The following is a 14,719-nucleotide window of genomic DNA, read 5'->3' on the forward strand; positions in this document are numbered from 1 at the left end:
GACATCATTACAGGATTATTACTCATGAAAAATATTTTAGCTTCAGGAACCTTAGCACTGGCCATGGCGATTTCCGGCAATGTATTTGCTGACGAACGTCAGGCAAGTAAAGCCCCGACGATTCGCACCATGAGCGGTGCCACGGCGACAACGGCGCTCATTGCAAAGCAGACGGCGGTGATCGTCATTGATATCCAGAACGAATATTTTCCAGGCGGGAAAATGCCGATACCTGATGGTATGAAGGCATTGCAAAACAGCAAACGCATCGTCGAGTTCGCTCACAAAAACAATATGCCGGTGTTCTTCGTCCAGCATTTAGGGGAAGCCGATGGCCCGCTGTTTGCGAAAGGCAGCCGTTTCGCTGAGTTCCATAAAGATTTACAGCCGGGCAAAGAAGACCGCGTGATCGGCAAAGCCACACCAAGTTCATTTGTTGGCACCGATCTACAGCAACAGCTGGATGCACTGGGCATCAAGCAGCTGATCGTTACCGGCCTGATGACCCATATGTGCGTCTCATCCACCGCGCGTGATGCGGTGCCGCTCGGCTACGCGGTCATCATTCCGGAAGATGCCACGGCCACACGCGATCTGGCGACCTGGGATAACAAGGTGGTCGATCATAATGTGTTGCAGCAGGCGGCACTGGCGGGTGTTGCCGATGTGTTCGCGGAGATTAAAACCACTGACCAGGTTCTCGCGCTGCCGGTAAACTAATTACTGCACCGGCTGGCCCGGTAACAGTTTCTCTGATAATAAACGGCGGCAGGACAGGCTTTCCTGCCGCGCCTGCTGCTGCTGTTCTGGCGACAAATCCTGCCAAATGGTTTGCAGATGTTCGGCCAACCCCGCCTGGAAGTGAATCTTCTGCAACGCGTAATCGGAATTGCTACCTTCGATAATTTGCTGCATGTCCTTCGGCGTATTCCCGCGCCCGTCGTGCGTCAGCGTACAGAACATGGCGATGTAGTAGCCTTTATCTTCGTCACTGTAGTGCGGCATCAGCCACCAAACAGCGGCGCTGATAACAATGAGCAACGGCAGAAGAAATTTGATTTTTAACATGAAGGGCATCACCCGCTGAAGAGTAAAGCGCGCGATAGTAGCAGATTGCGTGCGTGCGGCCTATTCAGCACGCATTAAAGCGCCTGCGCGCACGCCCAAGCCGAGCTCCACGCCCACTGGAAGTTATAGCCGCCCAGCCAGCCGGTGACATCCACCACTTCACCAATAAAGAACAGCCCCGGCACATCGCGTGCTTCCATGGTTTTTGACGATAGCTGTGTGGTATCCACGCCGCCCAGCGTCACTTCAGCGGTACGGTAGCCTTCGGTGCCGTTCGGCTGCACGCGCCAATGATGCAATGTGTTAACCAGCTCGCTCTGCTGCTTGCTATTCAGCTGTTTCAGCGTGACGTCGGGAATCTGCTTGAGTTCCTGCAGCACTTCCACCAGCCGTTTTGGCAGAATCTTCGCCAGGCTGTTTTTCAGGCTGAGATTAGGATGAGCCTCGCGCTGCACATGAATAAAATCATCCAGCGAGGTGGCCGGTGACAAATCAATGGTGACGAATTCGCCAGGCTGCCAGTAACTGGAGATTTGCAACACGGCCGGGCCCGACAAACCGCGATGGGTAAACAGCATCGCTTCTTTAAATAAGGTGCCGTCCTGCGCCGTAATGGTCGTGGGCAATGCCACGCCGGAAAGGGTATTAAGCTGCTCCAGCAAGGGTTTATGCAGCGTGAAAGGCACCAGCGCCGCACGCGTGGGGAACACTTTCAGGCCGAACTGCTCGGCGACTTTGTAGCCGAACGGTGTGGCACCCAAGCCCGGCATCGAGAGTCCACCGCTGGCAATCACCAGTTTTTCAGCCTGCACCGCCGCGCCGTTAAGCTGCAAAGTGTAGCCGTAGTCATCGCGCTCCACGCTCAACACTTCACTGCGTAAGCGCACGCTCACCTGCCCGGCTTCACACTCTTTCAGCAAGAGATCGACAATCTGCTGCGCCGAATCATCGCAGAACAACTGGCCGAGGGTTTTCTCGTGATAGGCAATGCCATGGCGATTGACCAGATCGATGAAATCCCACTGGGTATAACGCGCCAGCGCCGATTTGCAGAAGTGGGGATTGTGCGACAGGTACGCCGCCGGCTCAGTGTGCATGTTGGTGAAGTTGCAGCGGCCACCGCCCGACATCAAAATTTTGCGCCCCGCTTTCTTGCCGTTATCCAGCAGCAGCACGCGACGGCCCAATTGCCCTGCCTGCGCCGCACAGAACATGCCGGCTGCGCCTGCACCAATAATGATAACGTCAAACTTTTCCACTGCTTTATCCGCCTTGCCTGAAAGGCGCTGATTGTAGAGATCTGTGGCTTTCAGCGCTAGGGTCAAAAAAATGCCGTAAATGTGTCATAATGTAACTCGCTAATTTATAGATGGTTTCACCTTAATTTTTAGGGTGGATGACAAATTTAAGACAATAAAGAGCTATATTTTTCTTTCATATCGCGCACGTTGTCGCAGATAATGCGCCGCGTTCATGTCCTCCCAAAATGGCGTAACGTTTATGCTACATCTGTTTGCTGGTCTCGACCTCAGTACCAGCCTGTTACTGATTCTTGCTCTGCTGTTTGTATTGTTTTACGAAGCAATCAACGGTTTTCACGACACTGCTAACGCGGTTGCGACTGTCATTTACACCCGTGCGATGCGGGCGCAACTGGCGGTTGTCATGGCTGGCGTTTTCAACTTTTTAGGTGTTTTGCTTGGTGGATTGAGCGTGGCTTATGCCATCGTTCACATGCTTCCGACTGATTTACTGTTGAATGTCGGTTCGGCCCACGGCCTCGCCATGGTCTTCTCCATGCTGCTCGCCGCGATTATCTGGAACCTTGGCACCTGGTATTTAGGTTTGCCGGCGTCCAGTTCTCACACATTGATTGGCGCTATCATCGGTATTGGGCTCACCAACGCCCTGATGACCGGCACCTCGGTGGTTGATGCACTCAACCTGCCGAAAGTCATCAATATCTTCCTGTCCCTGATTCTTTCGCCGATTGTCGGTTTGGTGATTGCAGGCAGCCTGATTTTCCTGCTGCGTCGTTACTGGAGCGGAACCACTAAGCGTTCGCGCATCCACATGACACCTGCCGATCGTGAAAAAATTGATGGCAAGAAAAAGCCACCGTTCTGGACGCGCATTGCTCTTATCGTTTCAGCGATTGGCGTGAGCTACTCACACGGCGCGAATGATGGGCAGAAAGGCATTGGTCTGATTATGCTGGTGCTGATCGGCGTGGCGCCGGCGGGCTTTGTGGTGAATCTGAATGCATCAGGTTATGACATCACGCGCACGCGCGACGCGGTAAACCATCTGGAACAGTATTATCAGCAACATAACGACTCGCTGGCGCATATGGTGCAGCTTGCACCGCCTGTTGTGCCAACGCCGGAGGAGTCAGTCGGCGGCCCGCAGGAGTTCCATTGCGATAGCAGCCGCGCGTTGCAGGCCATCGATCGTGCGCAGCTGCTGCTGAATAACTTGCAGAGCTACGATCAGCTGTCGGTTGATCAACGCGGCCAAATGCGTCGTCTGTTGCTGTGCGTTTCAGACACCGTAGATAAAGTCGCCAAGCTGCCGGAAACCAGCGCCGACGATAAGCGCTTCCTCAACAAGCTGAAAGGCGATTTGCTGGGCACCATTGAGTACGCGCCTATCTGGATTATTGTTGCCGTTGCACTGGCACTGGGCATCGGTACCATGATTGGCTGGCGTCGCGTGGCTACCACTATCGGTGAGAAAATCGGCAAGAAAGGCATGACCTATGCGCAGGGCATGTCAGCGCAGGTCACGGCCGCGCTGTCGATTGGCGTGGCCAGTTACACCGGTATGCCGGTTTCCACCACGCACATTCTGTCGTCGTCGGTGGCCGGTACCATGCTGGTCGATGGCGGTGGATTGCAGAGTCGCACCATCAAAAATATCGCCATGGCGTGGGTATTCACGCTGCCGGTGTGTATTTTGCTGTCGGGTTCGCTTTACTGGATTGCACTGAAATTAATTTGATGGATACCCTAAATAATTCGAATTGCAGGAAGGCAGCAAGTGGGTGAATCCCCAGGAGCTTACTGAAGTAAGTGACTGGGGTGAACACACGCAGCTAACGCAGCTGCAACTCGAAGTATGACGGGTATGGGGGCGACAGCGATGTCGCCCTTTTTTATTGCCGTTATTTATTGCCGTTATTTATTGCCAGATTGCCATCGCAATCAGGCTGACAACCACCAAAAAACAGAGCCCGCTGGTCAGCACGAACTGCCCGCGCACGCGTTCGCAGCGGCGAATAAATTCGTCGTCATGATGATCGTGATAGCGCTTTTCCCAGATATAGCGCACCAGCCGCACCTGCTTGCTCGGCTGACCGTGTGAAGTAAAGAAACCCGCGCCATCCACATATTGATATAACAGCGGATCGCAACCGCGCAAAACGGCCAATAGTGAGCGCAAAGAAGAGAAGTAGCGCGCCATATTCACCAGACAAACCACACACAGAGCCCAAAAAAGCGCGATAGTGCTGATCATGTTCCCCTCCCGGCTGGAGCCGCAACGACGTCAAACGCAGCGGGGAATTGCTGTAGACGCCGCACGGGAAATAAACCAGCCACTGAATGATTCCGATTGCATTGTTGTTATGCGAACCTGAGTGCGCAACGCATATCGCTGTGGCACTTATTTTCAGTGTAGGAGATCTGTTCAATTTTTTTCCAGCGATGATTTTCGTTCAGTGCGAGTGAAAAACCCGATAACGCTTGATCTTCCTCACAAGCGAACTTTCGCTTGCAGCATTTGTTAACAACTCTGGCTATACTCAGGGCATAACAAGAACCGCCTGCAAGGCTGAAACTATGGTTGGTGGCGCTTCATCGCCGTTTGGCGCAAAGGACATCGCCTACCGTGAAAGCAGGAAGATCGCCCCCAAATCTTGAGAAGGAGTTTTATCATGGCTTATAAACACATCCTGATTGCAGTAGACCTTTCCCCGGAAAGCCAGTTGTTAGTCGATAAAGCCGTTTCGCTGGCCCGCCCTTACGATGCGAAAATCTCGCTGATCCACGTTGATGTTAACTATTCTGACCTGTACACCGGGCTGATTGACGTTAACCTGGGCGACATGCAAAAACGCATCTCTGAAGAGACGCACACCGCACTGAAAGCGCTTTCGATCAATGCCGGCTATCCGATCAGTGAAACGCTGAGCGGCAGCGGCGATCTTGGCCAGGTGCTGGTGGACGCGATTAAGAAATATGATGTGGATTTGGTGGTGTGTGGTCACCATCAGGACTTCTGGAGCAAGCTGATGTCATCAGCGCGCCAGTTGATTAATACCGTGCATATCGACATGTTGATCGTGCCGCTGCGCGATGAAGACGAAGAGTAAAAATCAGGCCGGTTTACCGGCCTGATTTTTTTACGCCAAAGGCGGATAAATATCAAAACGATGGCTTTTGGTCACCACCGCATCTTGCGTCACCACGCCTGCTAACGGCGGCGCGTAGTCCGGACGTTTCACCACAATGCGTTTCTTCGCCAGCTGCCGCGCCGGTTCCAGCAGCGCATCGGCATCTTCATCGGGCCCCACCAGCGACTGAAACACGCGCATCTCTTTCTTCACCATCGCGCTTTTCTGCCGATGCGGATACATCGGATCGAGATACACCACATCCGGTGCAGGCGTGATATCACTGAGCGCCTGCTGGCTCACTACGTGCTGTAGCGTGAGCCGCTCACGCAGCCAGCCGCCGATTTCCGCATCCTCATAGCCACGGCGCAATCCATCCTCCAGCAACGCCGCTACCACCGGATGCCGCTCGAGCATGCGCACACGGCAGCCGAGCGACGCCAGCACAAAGGCATCGCGTCCTAAACCTGCGGTTGCATCAATCACATCAGGCAGATAGCCACTTTTGATGCCCACCGCTTTCGCTACCGCTTCGCCACGACCGCCACCAAACTTGCGCCGATGCGCCATGGCACCTGACACGAAATCGACAAAGATGCCGCCCAGTTTCGGCTCATCCAGCTTACGCAGCTCAAGGTGCTCAGACGTTAAAACCAGCGCCATCGTTGCCTGTTGGTCTGATTGCAAACCCCAGCGCTGCGCCAAATGTAATAAGGCGCCGTCTCCGGCGCCTGTTTCATCGATTAAACCAATTTTCACAAGCCGGTTTATCCCTGAATTCCGTAATGTTCCAGCATCGCATCGAGCTGCGGCTCACGACCACGGAAGCGTTTGAACAGCTCCATTGGCTCTTCGGAACCGCCACGCGTCAGGATGTTATCAAGGAACGACTGGCCCGTTTGACGGTTGAAAATGCCCTCTTCTTCGAAGCGTGAATAAGCATCCGCCGCCAGCACGTCGGCCCACAGATAGCTGTAATAACCGGCCGCATAACCGCCCGCGAACACGTGGCTGAAGGCGTGCGGGAAGCGACCCCATTCAGGGCTTGGCACCACAGCAACCTGCTTCTTCACTTCGCGCAGCGTTTCGAGAATTTGCGCACCTTTTGCCGGATCAAACTCGGTGTGCAGACGGAAATCGAACAGGCCAAACTCCAGCTGACGCAGGATAAACAGCGCAGCCTGATAGTTTTTTGCCGCCAGCATTTTATCCAGCAGTTCCTTCGGCAGCGGTTCGCCGGTTTCATAGTGGCCGGAGATAAACGCCAGCGCGTCCGGCTCCCAGCACCAGTTTTCCATAAACTGGCTCGGCAGCTCGACGGCATCCCACGGCACACCGCTGATGCCAGATACGCCCGGCGTTTCGATGCGCGTCAGCATATGATGCAGGCCGTGACCAAATTCGTGGAACAGCGTGATCACCTCATCATGGGTGAACAGCGCCGGTTTGCCTTGTAACGGGCGATTGAAGTTACAGGTTAGATACGCCACCGGCTTCTGCAGGCTGCCGTCGGCTTTACGCATCTGGCCAACGCAGTCGTCCATCCACGCCCCGCCACGCTTGTGTTCGCGCGCATAGAGATCGAGATAGAAGCTGCCGCGCAGCTCGCCGCTTTCATCGAACAGATCGAAGAAGCGTACATCCGGATGGTAAACATCCACATCCTTACGCTCTTTCGCGGTGATACCGTAAATGCGTTTTACCACCTCAAACAGGCCACTCACCGCACGCGCTTCCGGGAAATACGGGCGCAGCTGCTCGTCGCTGATGGTGTAGAGATGCTGTTTCTGTTTTTCGCCGTAGTAGGTCAAATCCCACGGATTCATTTCGTCGACGCCGAACTCTTTTTTGGCGAAAGCGCGCAGCTGAGCCAGCTCTTTTTCACCCTGCGGACGTGCGCGTTTAGCGAGATCGGTGAGAAACTCAATCACCTGCGCCGGGTTTTCCGCCATTTTGGTGGCCAGCGATTTGTCAGCGTAGGAGTCGAAGCCCAGTAGCTGAGCCAGTTCGTGGCGCAGCGCCAGCTCTTCCGCCATAATCGGGCCGTTATCCCATTTGCCGGCATTCGGGCCCTGATCGGAAGCACGGGTTGAATAGGCGCGGTACAGCTCTTCACGCAGCGCGGCGTTATCGCAATAGGTCATCACCGGCAAATAGCTTGGAATATCCAGCGTCAGCAGCCAGCCCTCTTGCTCTTTGGCTTCAGCCTGCGCTTTGGCTGCAGCCAGCGCGCTCTCCGGCATACCCGCCAGATCGGCTTCATCGGTCACCAGCTTGTTCCAGCCCATGGTGGCGTCGAGCACATTGTTGCTGTAAGTCGAGCCCAGCTCGGACAGGCGCGCAGCGATTTCGCCATAGCGCTTCTGTTTCTCTTTATCGAGACCGATACCGGACAGCTCGAAATCACGCAGGCTGTTATCCACCGCTTTCTGCTGCGCAGTATCGAGGCCCGCGTAGCTCTCGCCCTCTTTCAGGTTGCGATATGCCTGGTACAAACCTTCGTGCTGGCCAACCCAGGTGCTGTACTCAGACAGCAGCGGCAGCGTTTGTTCGTAAGCTTCACGCAGTTCCGGGCTATTTTTCACCGAATTTAAATGGCTAACCGGCGAGAACAGGCGACCTAAGCGATCGTCAACTTCAGCCAGCGGCTGTACCAGATTTTCCCATGTGTAAGGCGCGCCTTGCGCCACAGCGCGTTCTACCGCGGCACGACAGTCGTTCAGCGCTTCGGTAACCGCAGGAACCACATGTTCAGGTTTGATGGCAGAAAACGGGGGAAGCGTAAAAGACGTGAGTAACGGATTGGTCATAAGCGCAGTCCTTTCATGATGGAGTTGAGGCGCGAGTACTCGCGCGACGCAATCTACCTAACATGCGGCTTGATAGCATGAAAATCAATGCCGCTAAGGATGGACCGGCGAAGAAAAGCTCGCCACAAGGCGAGCTGAAGCGTATTTGAGCGAAGAGGGATAGGAATCGCATTGCATAGCGCTATCCACACCGACAACGGGCAATCAATGCAGGTGTTAGCCAGCCTGACGAATAATCAGTTGTGATAGACGGTTTTTAATACGGAAGCACAACTCACGCGCCTGGAACTGATAACGTGGCATCACTAAATCATTAATATCTGCGCCAATCGATTGTTTAATTTGCAAATATTTATGGGTTTGTGCGTCAATTTTCTGCAGTTCCGCATTGAAATTGGCATATGACACCTTGCTATAAAGACGCATAGCATCCAGCTCTTTACGGCACTGCTCCATGTTGCCTGAAAGGCCATCGGTCAATGGCGCAGCCTCAGGTTGAGCGGACGGTGAGACCACAACGGATGTCTCTTGTCCTACTGGAGTATTTTGCGCAACAGGCTGTGCTGCCGCAGCAGGCGGCGTGACCAGGCTTTGCACCGGTTGTGGTTTCGCACAGCCGGTAAGTGCCAACAGACTTGCCATTGCGACACCCGTTATTTTATTCATCATTTTCACCAGAAGTTGTTAAAGGTGCTTTAAGCAAAAAAATCTCCTGCCAGAAACACCTGGCATTTCACTTCGGCGCGTTGAATTGCAGCGAAAATTCGCGTACTGGACAATGACATGGCAAAAATTTCCCACAACAAAACGCATCGCAAGCCGCTATAACGACACCTGGCCATAAAACTTAAATCACCCACGAAACGTCAGCAATTTTTACCCAGCGCGGCTATAATCGCGCCACACACGATGTATAGACTCCCTTTGATCCAACCGCGGACCCCTCTTTTTTATGCTGAGTTATCGCCACAGTTTTCATGCCGGCAACCATGCCGACGTGCTGAAACATACCGTTGAAAGCCTGATCCTCACCGCTCTGATGGAGAAGGAAAAACCTTTTCTCTATCTGGATACGCATGCTGGTGCCGGACGTTACCTGCTCAGCGGTGAGCACGCCGAGCGTACCGGTGAATATCTGGAAGGCATCGGCCGCATCTGGCAGCAGCCGGATGTGCCTGAGCTGCTGAAGCCGTATCTCTCGGCGGTGCGTAACCTTAATCCGCATGGCACCTTAAAGTATTATCCCGGCTCACCGTTAATTGCCCGCTTCCTGCTGCGCGAAGAGGACAAAATGGAGCTGACCGAGCTGCACTCCAGCGATTATCCGCTGCTGCGCACCGAGTTCAGCAAAGATGCGCGCGCGCGCGTAGCGCGTGGCGACGGTTACCAGCAGCTGAAAGCCAAGCTGCCGCCGCTGAGCCGCCGCGGTCTGATTCTCATCGATCCACCGTATGAGATGAAAAGCGATTATCAGGATGTGGTGAAAGGTATTCAGGAAGGCCACAAGCGTTTCGCCACCGGCGTGTTCGCCCTGTGGTATCCGGTTGTCATGCGTCAACAGATCAAACACATGATCAAGGACCTGCAGGCCACCAATATCCGCAACATTCTGCAAATTGAGCTGGCAGTGCGTCCAGACAGCGATCAGCGCGGCATGACGGCTTCCGGCATGATCGTGATTAACCCGCCGTGGAAGCTAAAAGCGCAAATGGAAGAGCTGCTGCCGTGGCTGCATCAGAAGCTGGTACCTGCCGGTACCGGTCACTTCAGCGTCACGCAAATCGTGCCAGAGTAGGTTCGTGTAGCGCCGTCAGCCAACAAGGACAATTACCATGTGGATCATTCTGGCTGGCGCGCTTGCTATGCTGTCGCCCGCCAAACGTTTTTCCGTACTGCTGCTCACGCTGGCCACTATTCTGGGTTTGTTTCAGGATGTGCTGGATTGGCCGGCGATGACGCTACTCGGCGCCATCGCCGTTATCGCGTGGGTTCGCGTCGAAAACAGCGCACGCTGGATTCAGCTGGTCAGCGAAGCCCTGCTCGTTGCCATTGCCGTCGGGCTGTTTCTGCACTTTTTCCCCGGTTTCAACAATCCGCGTCAGGTAGAAGATGTGCAGGCCGGACCGCTTAGTGCGCCCTTCAGCTTCTCATATAACTTCGATAAGGCGCTGATTCCGTTTGTGTTGCTCATCTGTTTGCCGCAGCTGTTTCGCACTAAGGCCGCTCCGACGCGCTACAAGATATTGTGGCTGGCGCTGCTGGCGGCGATTCCGCTGCTGCTCTATGTCGCGGTGCAGTTGGGTGGCCTGGCCGTTGAACCCCATTGGCCGGAATGGTTGGGCAGTTTTGTGCTGGCGAACGTGTTCTTCGTTGCGCTGGCGGAAGAGGCATTCTTTCGCGGCTATCTGCAACAGCGTTTGCGCCAACACATCGGTGCCGTAGCTGCATTGTTGCTGACGTCGCTGCTGTTCGGCCTGGCACACTTTCCCGGCGGGCCGTTACTGATGATTTTCGCCACCCTGGCCGGGCTGATTTATGGTCTGGCGTGGCAATGGAGTGGACGCCTGTGGGTCGCCACCGGCGTCCATTTCCTGTTCAACATGACGCATCTGCTGTTTTTCACCTACCCGGCGTTACAGCACTAAACCTCGAATACCGCGAAATCATGTGCCAGCTCGGTCGCAGCAAACACCGACTGGCACTCCGCCAGCAGTTTCTCCCGATCCTTTGACAGATAGCGCGAGCTGAAATGCGTGGCGATCATCCGCTTTGCTCCTGATTGTTTTGCCACTTCAGCCGCCTGAACGGTAGTTGAGTGGCCGCGCCCGTTGGCTTTTTCAACCAGAGCCGCTTCCAGCGTGGTTTCATGCACCATCACATCCGCGTTGGCGGCCAGCTGCAGCGCGACCTCGGTGGGCGCAGTATCGCCAAATATCGCCAACACTTTACCTTTGGTGGCCGGACCCAGATACTCTGCGCCGTTGATTTCCCGACCATCTTCCAGCTGGATGCGTTTGCCCGCTTTCAAATCCTGATACCACGGCCCGCGCGGTACGCCTTCGGCTTTGAGGCGTGGCGCATCAAGGAAGCCCGGCTTGTCGTGCTGCTCAATGCGATAGCCGTAGCACTCAATCACATGATTCATCGGCCAGGCGGTAACGCGGAACTCGCCATCATCCAGCACCAAACCGGCTTCAATCTCGACAATTTCCAGCGGATAAGAGGTGTATGAGCCGCTTAAGCTGAGCGCCGTCTCAATAAATTGCCGAATACCTTTGGGACCGTAAACCGTCATGGGATCAAGGATGCCCGCCATCGAACGGCTGGTGAGCAATCCCGGCAGGCCAAAGATGTGGTCGCCGTGCAGATGGGTGATAAAGATTTTTTCCAGCTTGCCCGGCTTGAGCGCCGAGCGCATGTACTGATGCTGCGTTGCTTCACCGCAGTCGAACAGCCAGGTTTCGCCGCGTTTCGACAGCGTCAGCGCAATCGCGGTGACGTTACGTTGCAGGCTGGGCGCACCGCCGCCGGTGCCGAGAAAAGTCAGTTGCATATTCATTTCCTTTTGACGAGTAGCACCCGTCATAATTCATGTTGCAGGAAGGCGGCAAATCCTTTAATCCCCAGGAGCATAGTTCACTATGTGACTGGGGTTAAAGGATGCAGCCAACGCGCCTGCGGCTTGAAGTATGGCGGGTTTCGGGATTCAACCCTATTACATTCATAGGTGCAATCTTTGCGCGCCTCACGCCTCAAGCGTTAAACTCTATGCCAATTTTCTTCCAACAGATGGACATAACGGATGACCAGACATTTTGACTACCTCGCCATCGGCGGCGGCAGCGGCGGTATCGCCTCGATTAACCGTGCCGCGATGCACGGCCAAAAGTGCGCGCTGATTGAAGCGAAAGAGCTGGGCGGCACCTGCGTCAACGTCGGCTGCGTACCGAAAAAGGTGATGTGGCATGCGGCGCAAATCGCTGAGGCTATTCATCTTTATGGGCCAGATTATGGTTTCGATACCACGGTAAATCGTTTTGACTGGTCAATTCTGGTGAAAAACCGCAGCGCCTACATCGATCGCATCCACAGCTCATACGATAACGTGCTGGGTAAAAATAAGGTTGAAGTGATCAAAGGCTTCGCGCGCTTTATCGATGCCAATACCGTGGAAGTGAACGGCGAAACCCTCACCGCCGATCACATCCTCATCGCCACCGGCGGTCGTCCAAGCCATCCCAACGTGCCGGGCGCGGAATACGGTATCGACTCTGATGGTTTCTTTGAACTGGATGCATTGCCGAAGCGCGTGGCGGTTGTGGGTGCGGGTTACATCGCCGTGGAGCTGGCCGGCGTGGTGAATGCGCTGGGCGCAGAAACCCACCTGTTTGTACGTAAGCATGCGCCGCTGCGCAGCTTCGATCCGCTGATTGTCGATACGTTGGTTGAGGTGATGCAGGCAGAAGGTCCAACGCTGCACACCGAATCGATTCCGAAAGCGGTGATTAAAAACGCCGACGGCAGCCTGACGCTGCAGCTGGAAAGCGGTCACGAGCAAACCGTGGATTGTTTGGTGTGGGCGATTGGCCGTGAACCGGCAACCGATAATCTCAATCTGGCGGCAACCGGCGTGAAGCTCAACGACAAGGGATATATCAACGTTGATAAGTTCCAGAACACGAACGTCAAAGGCATTTATGCAGTTGGTGATAACACCGGTGCGGTTGAATTAACGCCGGTTGCGGTGGCGGCAGGTCGTCGTCTTTCTGAGCGCCTGTTTAACAACAAGCCGGATGAGCATCTGGATTTCAGCAACGTGCCGACCGTGGTGTTCAGTCATCCACCGATTGGTACCGTAGGATTGACCGAACCGCAGGCGCGCGAGCAGTACGGCGACGATCAGGTGAAGGTGTATAAATCCTCCTTCACCGCAATGTATACCGCTGTCACCCAACATCGCCAGCCGTGCCGTATGAAACTGGTGTGCGTAGGTGCGGATGAGAAAATTGTCGGCATTCACGGTATCGGCAACGGCATGGATGAGATGCTGCAAGGCTTCGCGGTAGCGCTGAAAATGGGCGCCACCAAGAAAGACTTCGATAATACCGTGGCGATTCACCCCACCGCGTCCGAAGAGTTTGTGACGATGCGTTAATATTTCTCGCGGGAAATAACAGCCAGCCATTTATCAGGCTGGCTTTTTTATATCTGCAATTTAAATTCCATTTTCTTCACTACTCAACCATCCAGGCAAAAGATAAGATTTATTCCTTTACGGGCAGCCCCTTGCTTAATGCTTTTTCACTCGACATATGAATACCGATATCTCATAGCGCATATTCCGTAGCGGCGCGATTTATCGCGCAATGAATTGCGTCGCTACGGAAGGTGCATTCATTAAGGTTGGGGTGTCACTGAACGTCTTTAGGCACTACTTTGCCTATTTAAATATTTTTTCGGGGAGAACGGTGTGAACACAGGTCTGAATCTGGCATGAATATTATCGATATCATTATGTCTGCGGGCAAAGCCTCAGTGGACGTTGCGCTCTACACCTTAATTCCCATTATGGTAGTGATGTTATTCATCATGAAATATCTGGAAGTCAAAGGTCTGTTGGATTTTGTGGTGCGGCATGCCACGCCGCTATTAAAACCGTTCGGTATTACCGGGCTGGCTTTTTTTGCCATGATTCAGCTTAATTTCGTCAGTTTTGCCGCCCCGCTGGCGGCGCTGGCGATTATGGAAAAGCGCGGCACTTCGGATCGTCATATGGCTGCCACGCTGGCAATGTTATTTGCCATGGGCCAGGCCAGTACCTTCTATCCACTGATTCCGGCGGGATTGCACTGGAGCACGGCGCTGATCGTCTCCATCTGCGGTGGCGTACTCGCGGCGGCAGCCACCTATCACCTTTTTGGCCGCAAGCTCTCTGATGCCGCGCTGCTCAACGAGGATGAAGCCGTCACCCATCAAGAAAGCAAAATGGGGCTGATTGGCATCATAAACAGCGCCGGTTCCGATGCCATTCGCCTGGCGATGGGTTCACTGCCGATGTTAATTATTTCGTTATCGGTGGTGGGTATTTTAAAAGAAGCGGGCGGCATCGAAATGCTGACGCGCCTGCTCTCGCCGCTGCTGGATAAGCTGCACATTTCCGACGTCTACATTCTTCCAGCGCTGACAAAATGCCTGGCGGGCGGCACCGCCTATTACGGCGTGGTGGCGGGACTGGTGGAGAAAGGCTTATACAGCGCCCATAACATCAACGCCTCGGCAGGTTTGTTGATTCAAACCTTCGATCTGCCCGGCATTGGTATTTTCCTTGGCCTTTCAAGCCGCTTCCCGCGCCTGTTCCGCTTCGCCGTTCCCGGCATTCTGCTCGGTATCGCCCTGCGTGCTACGGTACACGCCATCCTATTCTGAGTCTTCAGGGTGCTGAATATCC

14 protein-coding genes are annotated in these 14,719 nt (G+C 54.3%); 7 read left to right on the forward strand and 7 right to left on the reverse strand.

Annotated elements, in window-relative coordinates; translation table 11 throughout:
- Positions 1–24: 24 nt before the first annotated feature.
- On the forward strand, positions 25–720 hold the full coding sequence (locus AC07WB_RS18320; protein ID WP_097095744.1) for a cysteine hydrolase family protein: 696 nt from the start codon (positions 25–27) through the stop codon (positions 718–720).
- Here AC07WB_RS18320 and AC07WB_RS18325 read toward each other — a convergent pair whose 3' ends face one another.
- Positions 721–1,068 carry a hypothetical protein gene (locus tag AC07WB_RS18325; RefSeq protein ID WP_097095743.1) on the reverse strand — a complete coding sequence of 116 codons (348 nt, stop codon included), beginning with the start codon at positions 1,066–1,068 and terminating at the stop codon, positions 721–723.
- A gap of 74 nt (positions 1,069–1,142) precedes the next feature.
- A complete protein-coding gene (locus AC07WB_RS18330) occupies positions 1,143–2,327 on the reverse strand; it encodes a BaiN/RdsA family NAD(P)/FAD-dependent oxidoreductase (protein ID WP_494941087.1) in 1,185 nt (394 codons plus the stop codon).
- Positions 2,328–2,568: 241 nt separating this feature from the next.
- On the opposite strand from AC07WB_RS18330, the gene pitA reads away from it, so the two are divergent.
- A complete protein-coding gene (pitA, locus tag AC07WB_RS18335; protein WP_141400270.1) occupies positions 2,569–4,068 on the forward strand; it encodes an inorganic phosphate transporter PitA in 1,500 nt (499 codons plus the stop codon).
- 180 nt (positions 4,069–4,248) lie between these two features.
- Here pitA and uspB read toward each other — a convergent pair whose 3' ends face one another.
- Positions 4,249–4,584, reverse strand: a complete 336-nt coding sequence (gene uspB, locus AC07WB_RS18340; RefSeq protein WP_008108136.1) for a universal stress protein UspB — start codon at positions 4,582–4,584, stop codon at positions 4,249–4,251.
- Between the two features lie 418 nt (positions 4,585–5,002).
- Between uspB and uspA the strand changes: the two genes are divergently transcribed.
- Entirely contained in the window at positions 5,003–5,440 is a 438-nt protein-coding gene (gene uspA, locus AC07WB_RS18345; protein WP_097095741.1) for a universal stress protein UspA, read from the forward strand.
- Positions 5,441–5,470: 30 nt separating this feature from the next.
- Here the strand turns inward: uspA and rsmJ are convergent, their stop codons facing one another.
- From rsmJ to AC07WB_RS18360, 3 genes are all read right to left on the reverse strand, one after another.
- Positions 5,471–6,220, reverse strand: coding sequence for a 16S rRNA (guanine(1516)-N(2))-methyltransferase RsmJ (gene rsmJ / locus AC07WB_RS18350; RefSeq protein ID WP_494940968.1), 750 nt, complete (start codon positions 6,218–6,220; stop codon positions 5,471–5,473).
- A gap of 8 nt (positions 6,221–6,228) precedes the next feature.
- On the reverse strand, positions 6,229–8,271 hold the full coding sequence (prlC, locus tag AC07WB_RS18355) for an oligopeptidase A (RefSeq protein ID WP_494940969.1): 2,043 nt from the start codon (positions 8,269–8,271) through the stop codon (positions 6,229–6,231).
- Between the two features lie 216 nt (positions 8,272–8,487).
- Positions 8,488–8,913 carry a YuaE family lipoprotein gene (locus AC07WB_RS18360; protein WP_320204472.1) on the reverse strand — a complete coding sequence of 142 codons (426 nt, stop codon included), beginning with the start codon at positions 8,911–8,913 and terminating at the stop codon, positions 8,488–8,490.
- A 310-nt stretch (positions 8,914–9,223) separates the two neighbouring features.
- On the opposite strand from AC07WB_RS18360, the gene AC07WB_RS18365 reads away from it, so the two are divergent.
- Both AC07WB_RS18365 and AC07WB_RS18370 read left to right on the forward strand, forming a co-directional pair.
- The gene (locus tag AC07WB_RS18365) at positions 9,224–10,066 is read left to right on the forward strand and encodes a 23S rRNA (adenine(2030)-N(6))-methyltransferase RlmJ (protein ID WP_097095738.1); all 843 of its coding nucleotides are present in this window, start codon (positions 9,224–9,226) and stop codon (positions 10,064–10,066) included.
- 37 nt (positions 10,067–10,103) lie between these two features.
- A complete protein-coding gene (locus AC07WB_RS18370) occupies positions 10,104–10,916 on the forward strand; it encodes a CPBP family intramembrane glutamic endopeptidase (RefSeq protein ID WP_494940970.1) in 813 nt (270 codons plus the stop codon).
- Here the strand turns inward: AC07WB_RS18370 and rnz are convergent.
- Entirely contained in the window at positions 10,913–11,824 is a 912-nt protein-coding gene (rnz, locus tag AC07WB_RS18375; protein WP_494940971.1) for a ribonuclease Z, read from the reverse strand. The genes AC07WB_RS18370 and rnz overlap by 4 nt on opposite strands.
- A gap of 249 nt (positions 11,825–12,073) precedes the next feature.
- Between rnz and gorA the strand changes: the two genes are divergently transcribed.
- Together gorA and AC07WB_RS18385 are read left to right on the forward strand one after the other, a co-directional pair.
- Positions 12,074–13,426, forward strand: a complete 1,353-nt coding sequence (gene gorA, locus AC07WB_RS18380; protein WP_345827866.1) for a glutathione-disulfide reductase — start codon at positions 12,074–12,076, stop codon at positions 13,424–13,426.
- Between the two features lie 338 nt (positions 13,427–13,764).
- Complete coding sequence (locus AC07WB_RS18385; RefSeq protein ID WP_494940972.1) at positions 13,765–14,697, forward strand: nucleoside recognition family protein; 933 nt, start codon at positions 13,765–13,767, stop codon at positions 14,695–14,697.
- Positions 14,698–14,719 lie beyond the last annotated feature (22 nt).

This window comes from Pantoea sp. GW821-FHT03E06 (genome assembly GCF_059420725.1).

Coding starts and splice junctions, on each gene's coding strand:
- uspB (WP_008108136.1), bottom strand. CDS start 4,584: ATGATCAGCACTATCGCGCTTTTTTGGGCTCTGTGTGTGGTTTGTCTG.
- AC07WB_RS18325 (WP_097095743.1), bottom strand. CDS start 1,068: ATGTTAAAAATCAAATTTCTTCTGCCGTTGCTCATTGTTATCAGCGCC.
- pitA (WP_141400270.1), top strand. CDS start 2,569: ATGCTACATCTGTTTGCTGGTCTCGACCTCAGTACCAGCCTGTTACTG.
- prlC (WP_494940969.1), bottom strand. CDS start 8,271: ATGACCAATCCGTTACTCACGTCTTTTACGCTTCCCCCGTTTTCTGCC.
- AC07WB_RS18365 (WP_097095738.1), top strand. CDS start 9,224: ATGCTGAGTTATCGCCACAGTTTTCATGCCGGCAACCATGCCGACGTG.
- rnz (WP_494940971.1), bottom strand. CDS start 11,824: ATGCAACTGACTTTTCTCGGCACCGGCGGCGGTGCGCCCAGCCTGCAA.
- AC07WB_RS18385 (WP_494940972.1), top strand. CDS start 13,765: ATGAATATTATCGATATCATTATGTCTGCGGGCAAAGCCTCAGTGGAC.
- uspA (WP_097095741.1), top strand. CDS start 5,003: ATGGCTTATAAACACATCCTGATTGCAGTAGACCTTTCCCCGGAAAGC.
- AC07WB_RS18360 (WP_320204472.1), bottom strand. CDS start 8,913: ATGGCAAGTCTGTTGGCACTTACCGGCTGTGCGAAACCACAACCGGTG.
- AC07WB_RS18320 (WP_097095744.1), top strand. CDS start 25: ATGAAAAATATTTTAGCTTCAGGAACCTTAGCACTGGCCATGGCGATT.
- AC07WB_RS18370 (WP_494940970.1), top strand. CDS start 10,104: ATGTGGATCATTCTGGCTGGCGCGCTTGCTATGCTGTCGCCCGCCAAA.
- gorA (WP_345827866.1), top strand. CDS start 12,074: ATGACCAGACATTTTGACTACCTCGCCATCGGCGGCGGCAGCGGCGGT.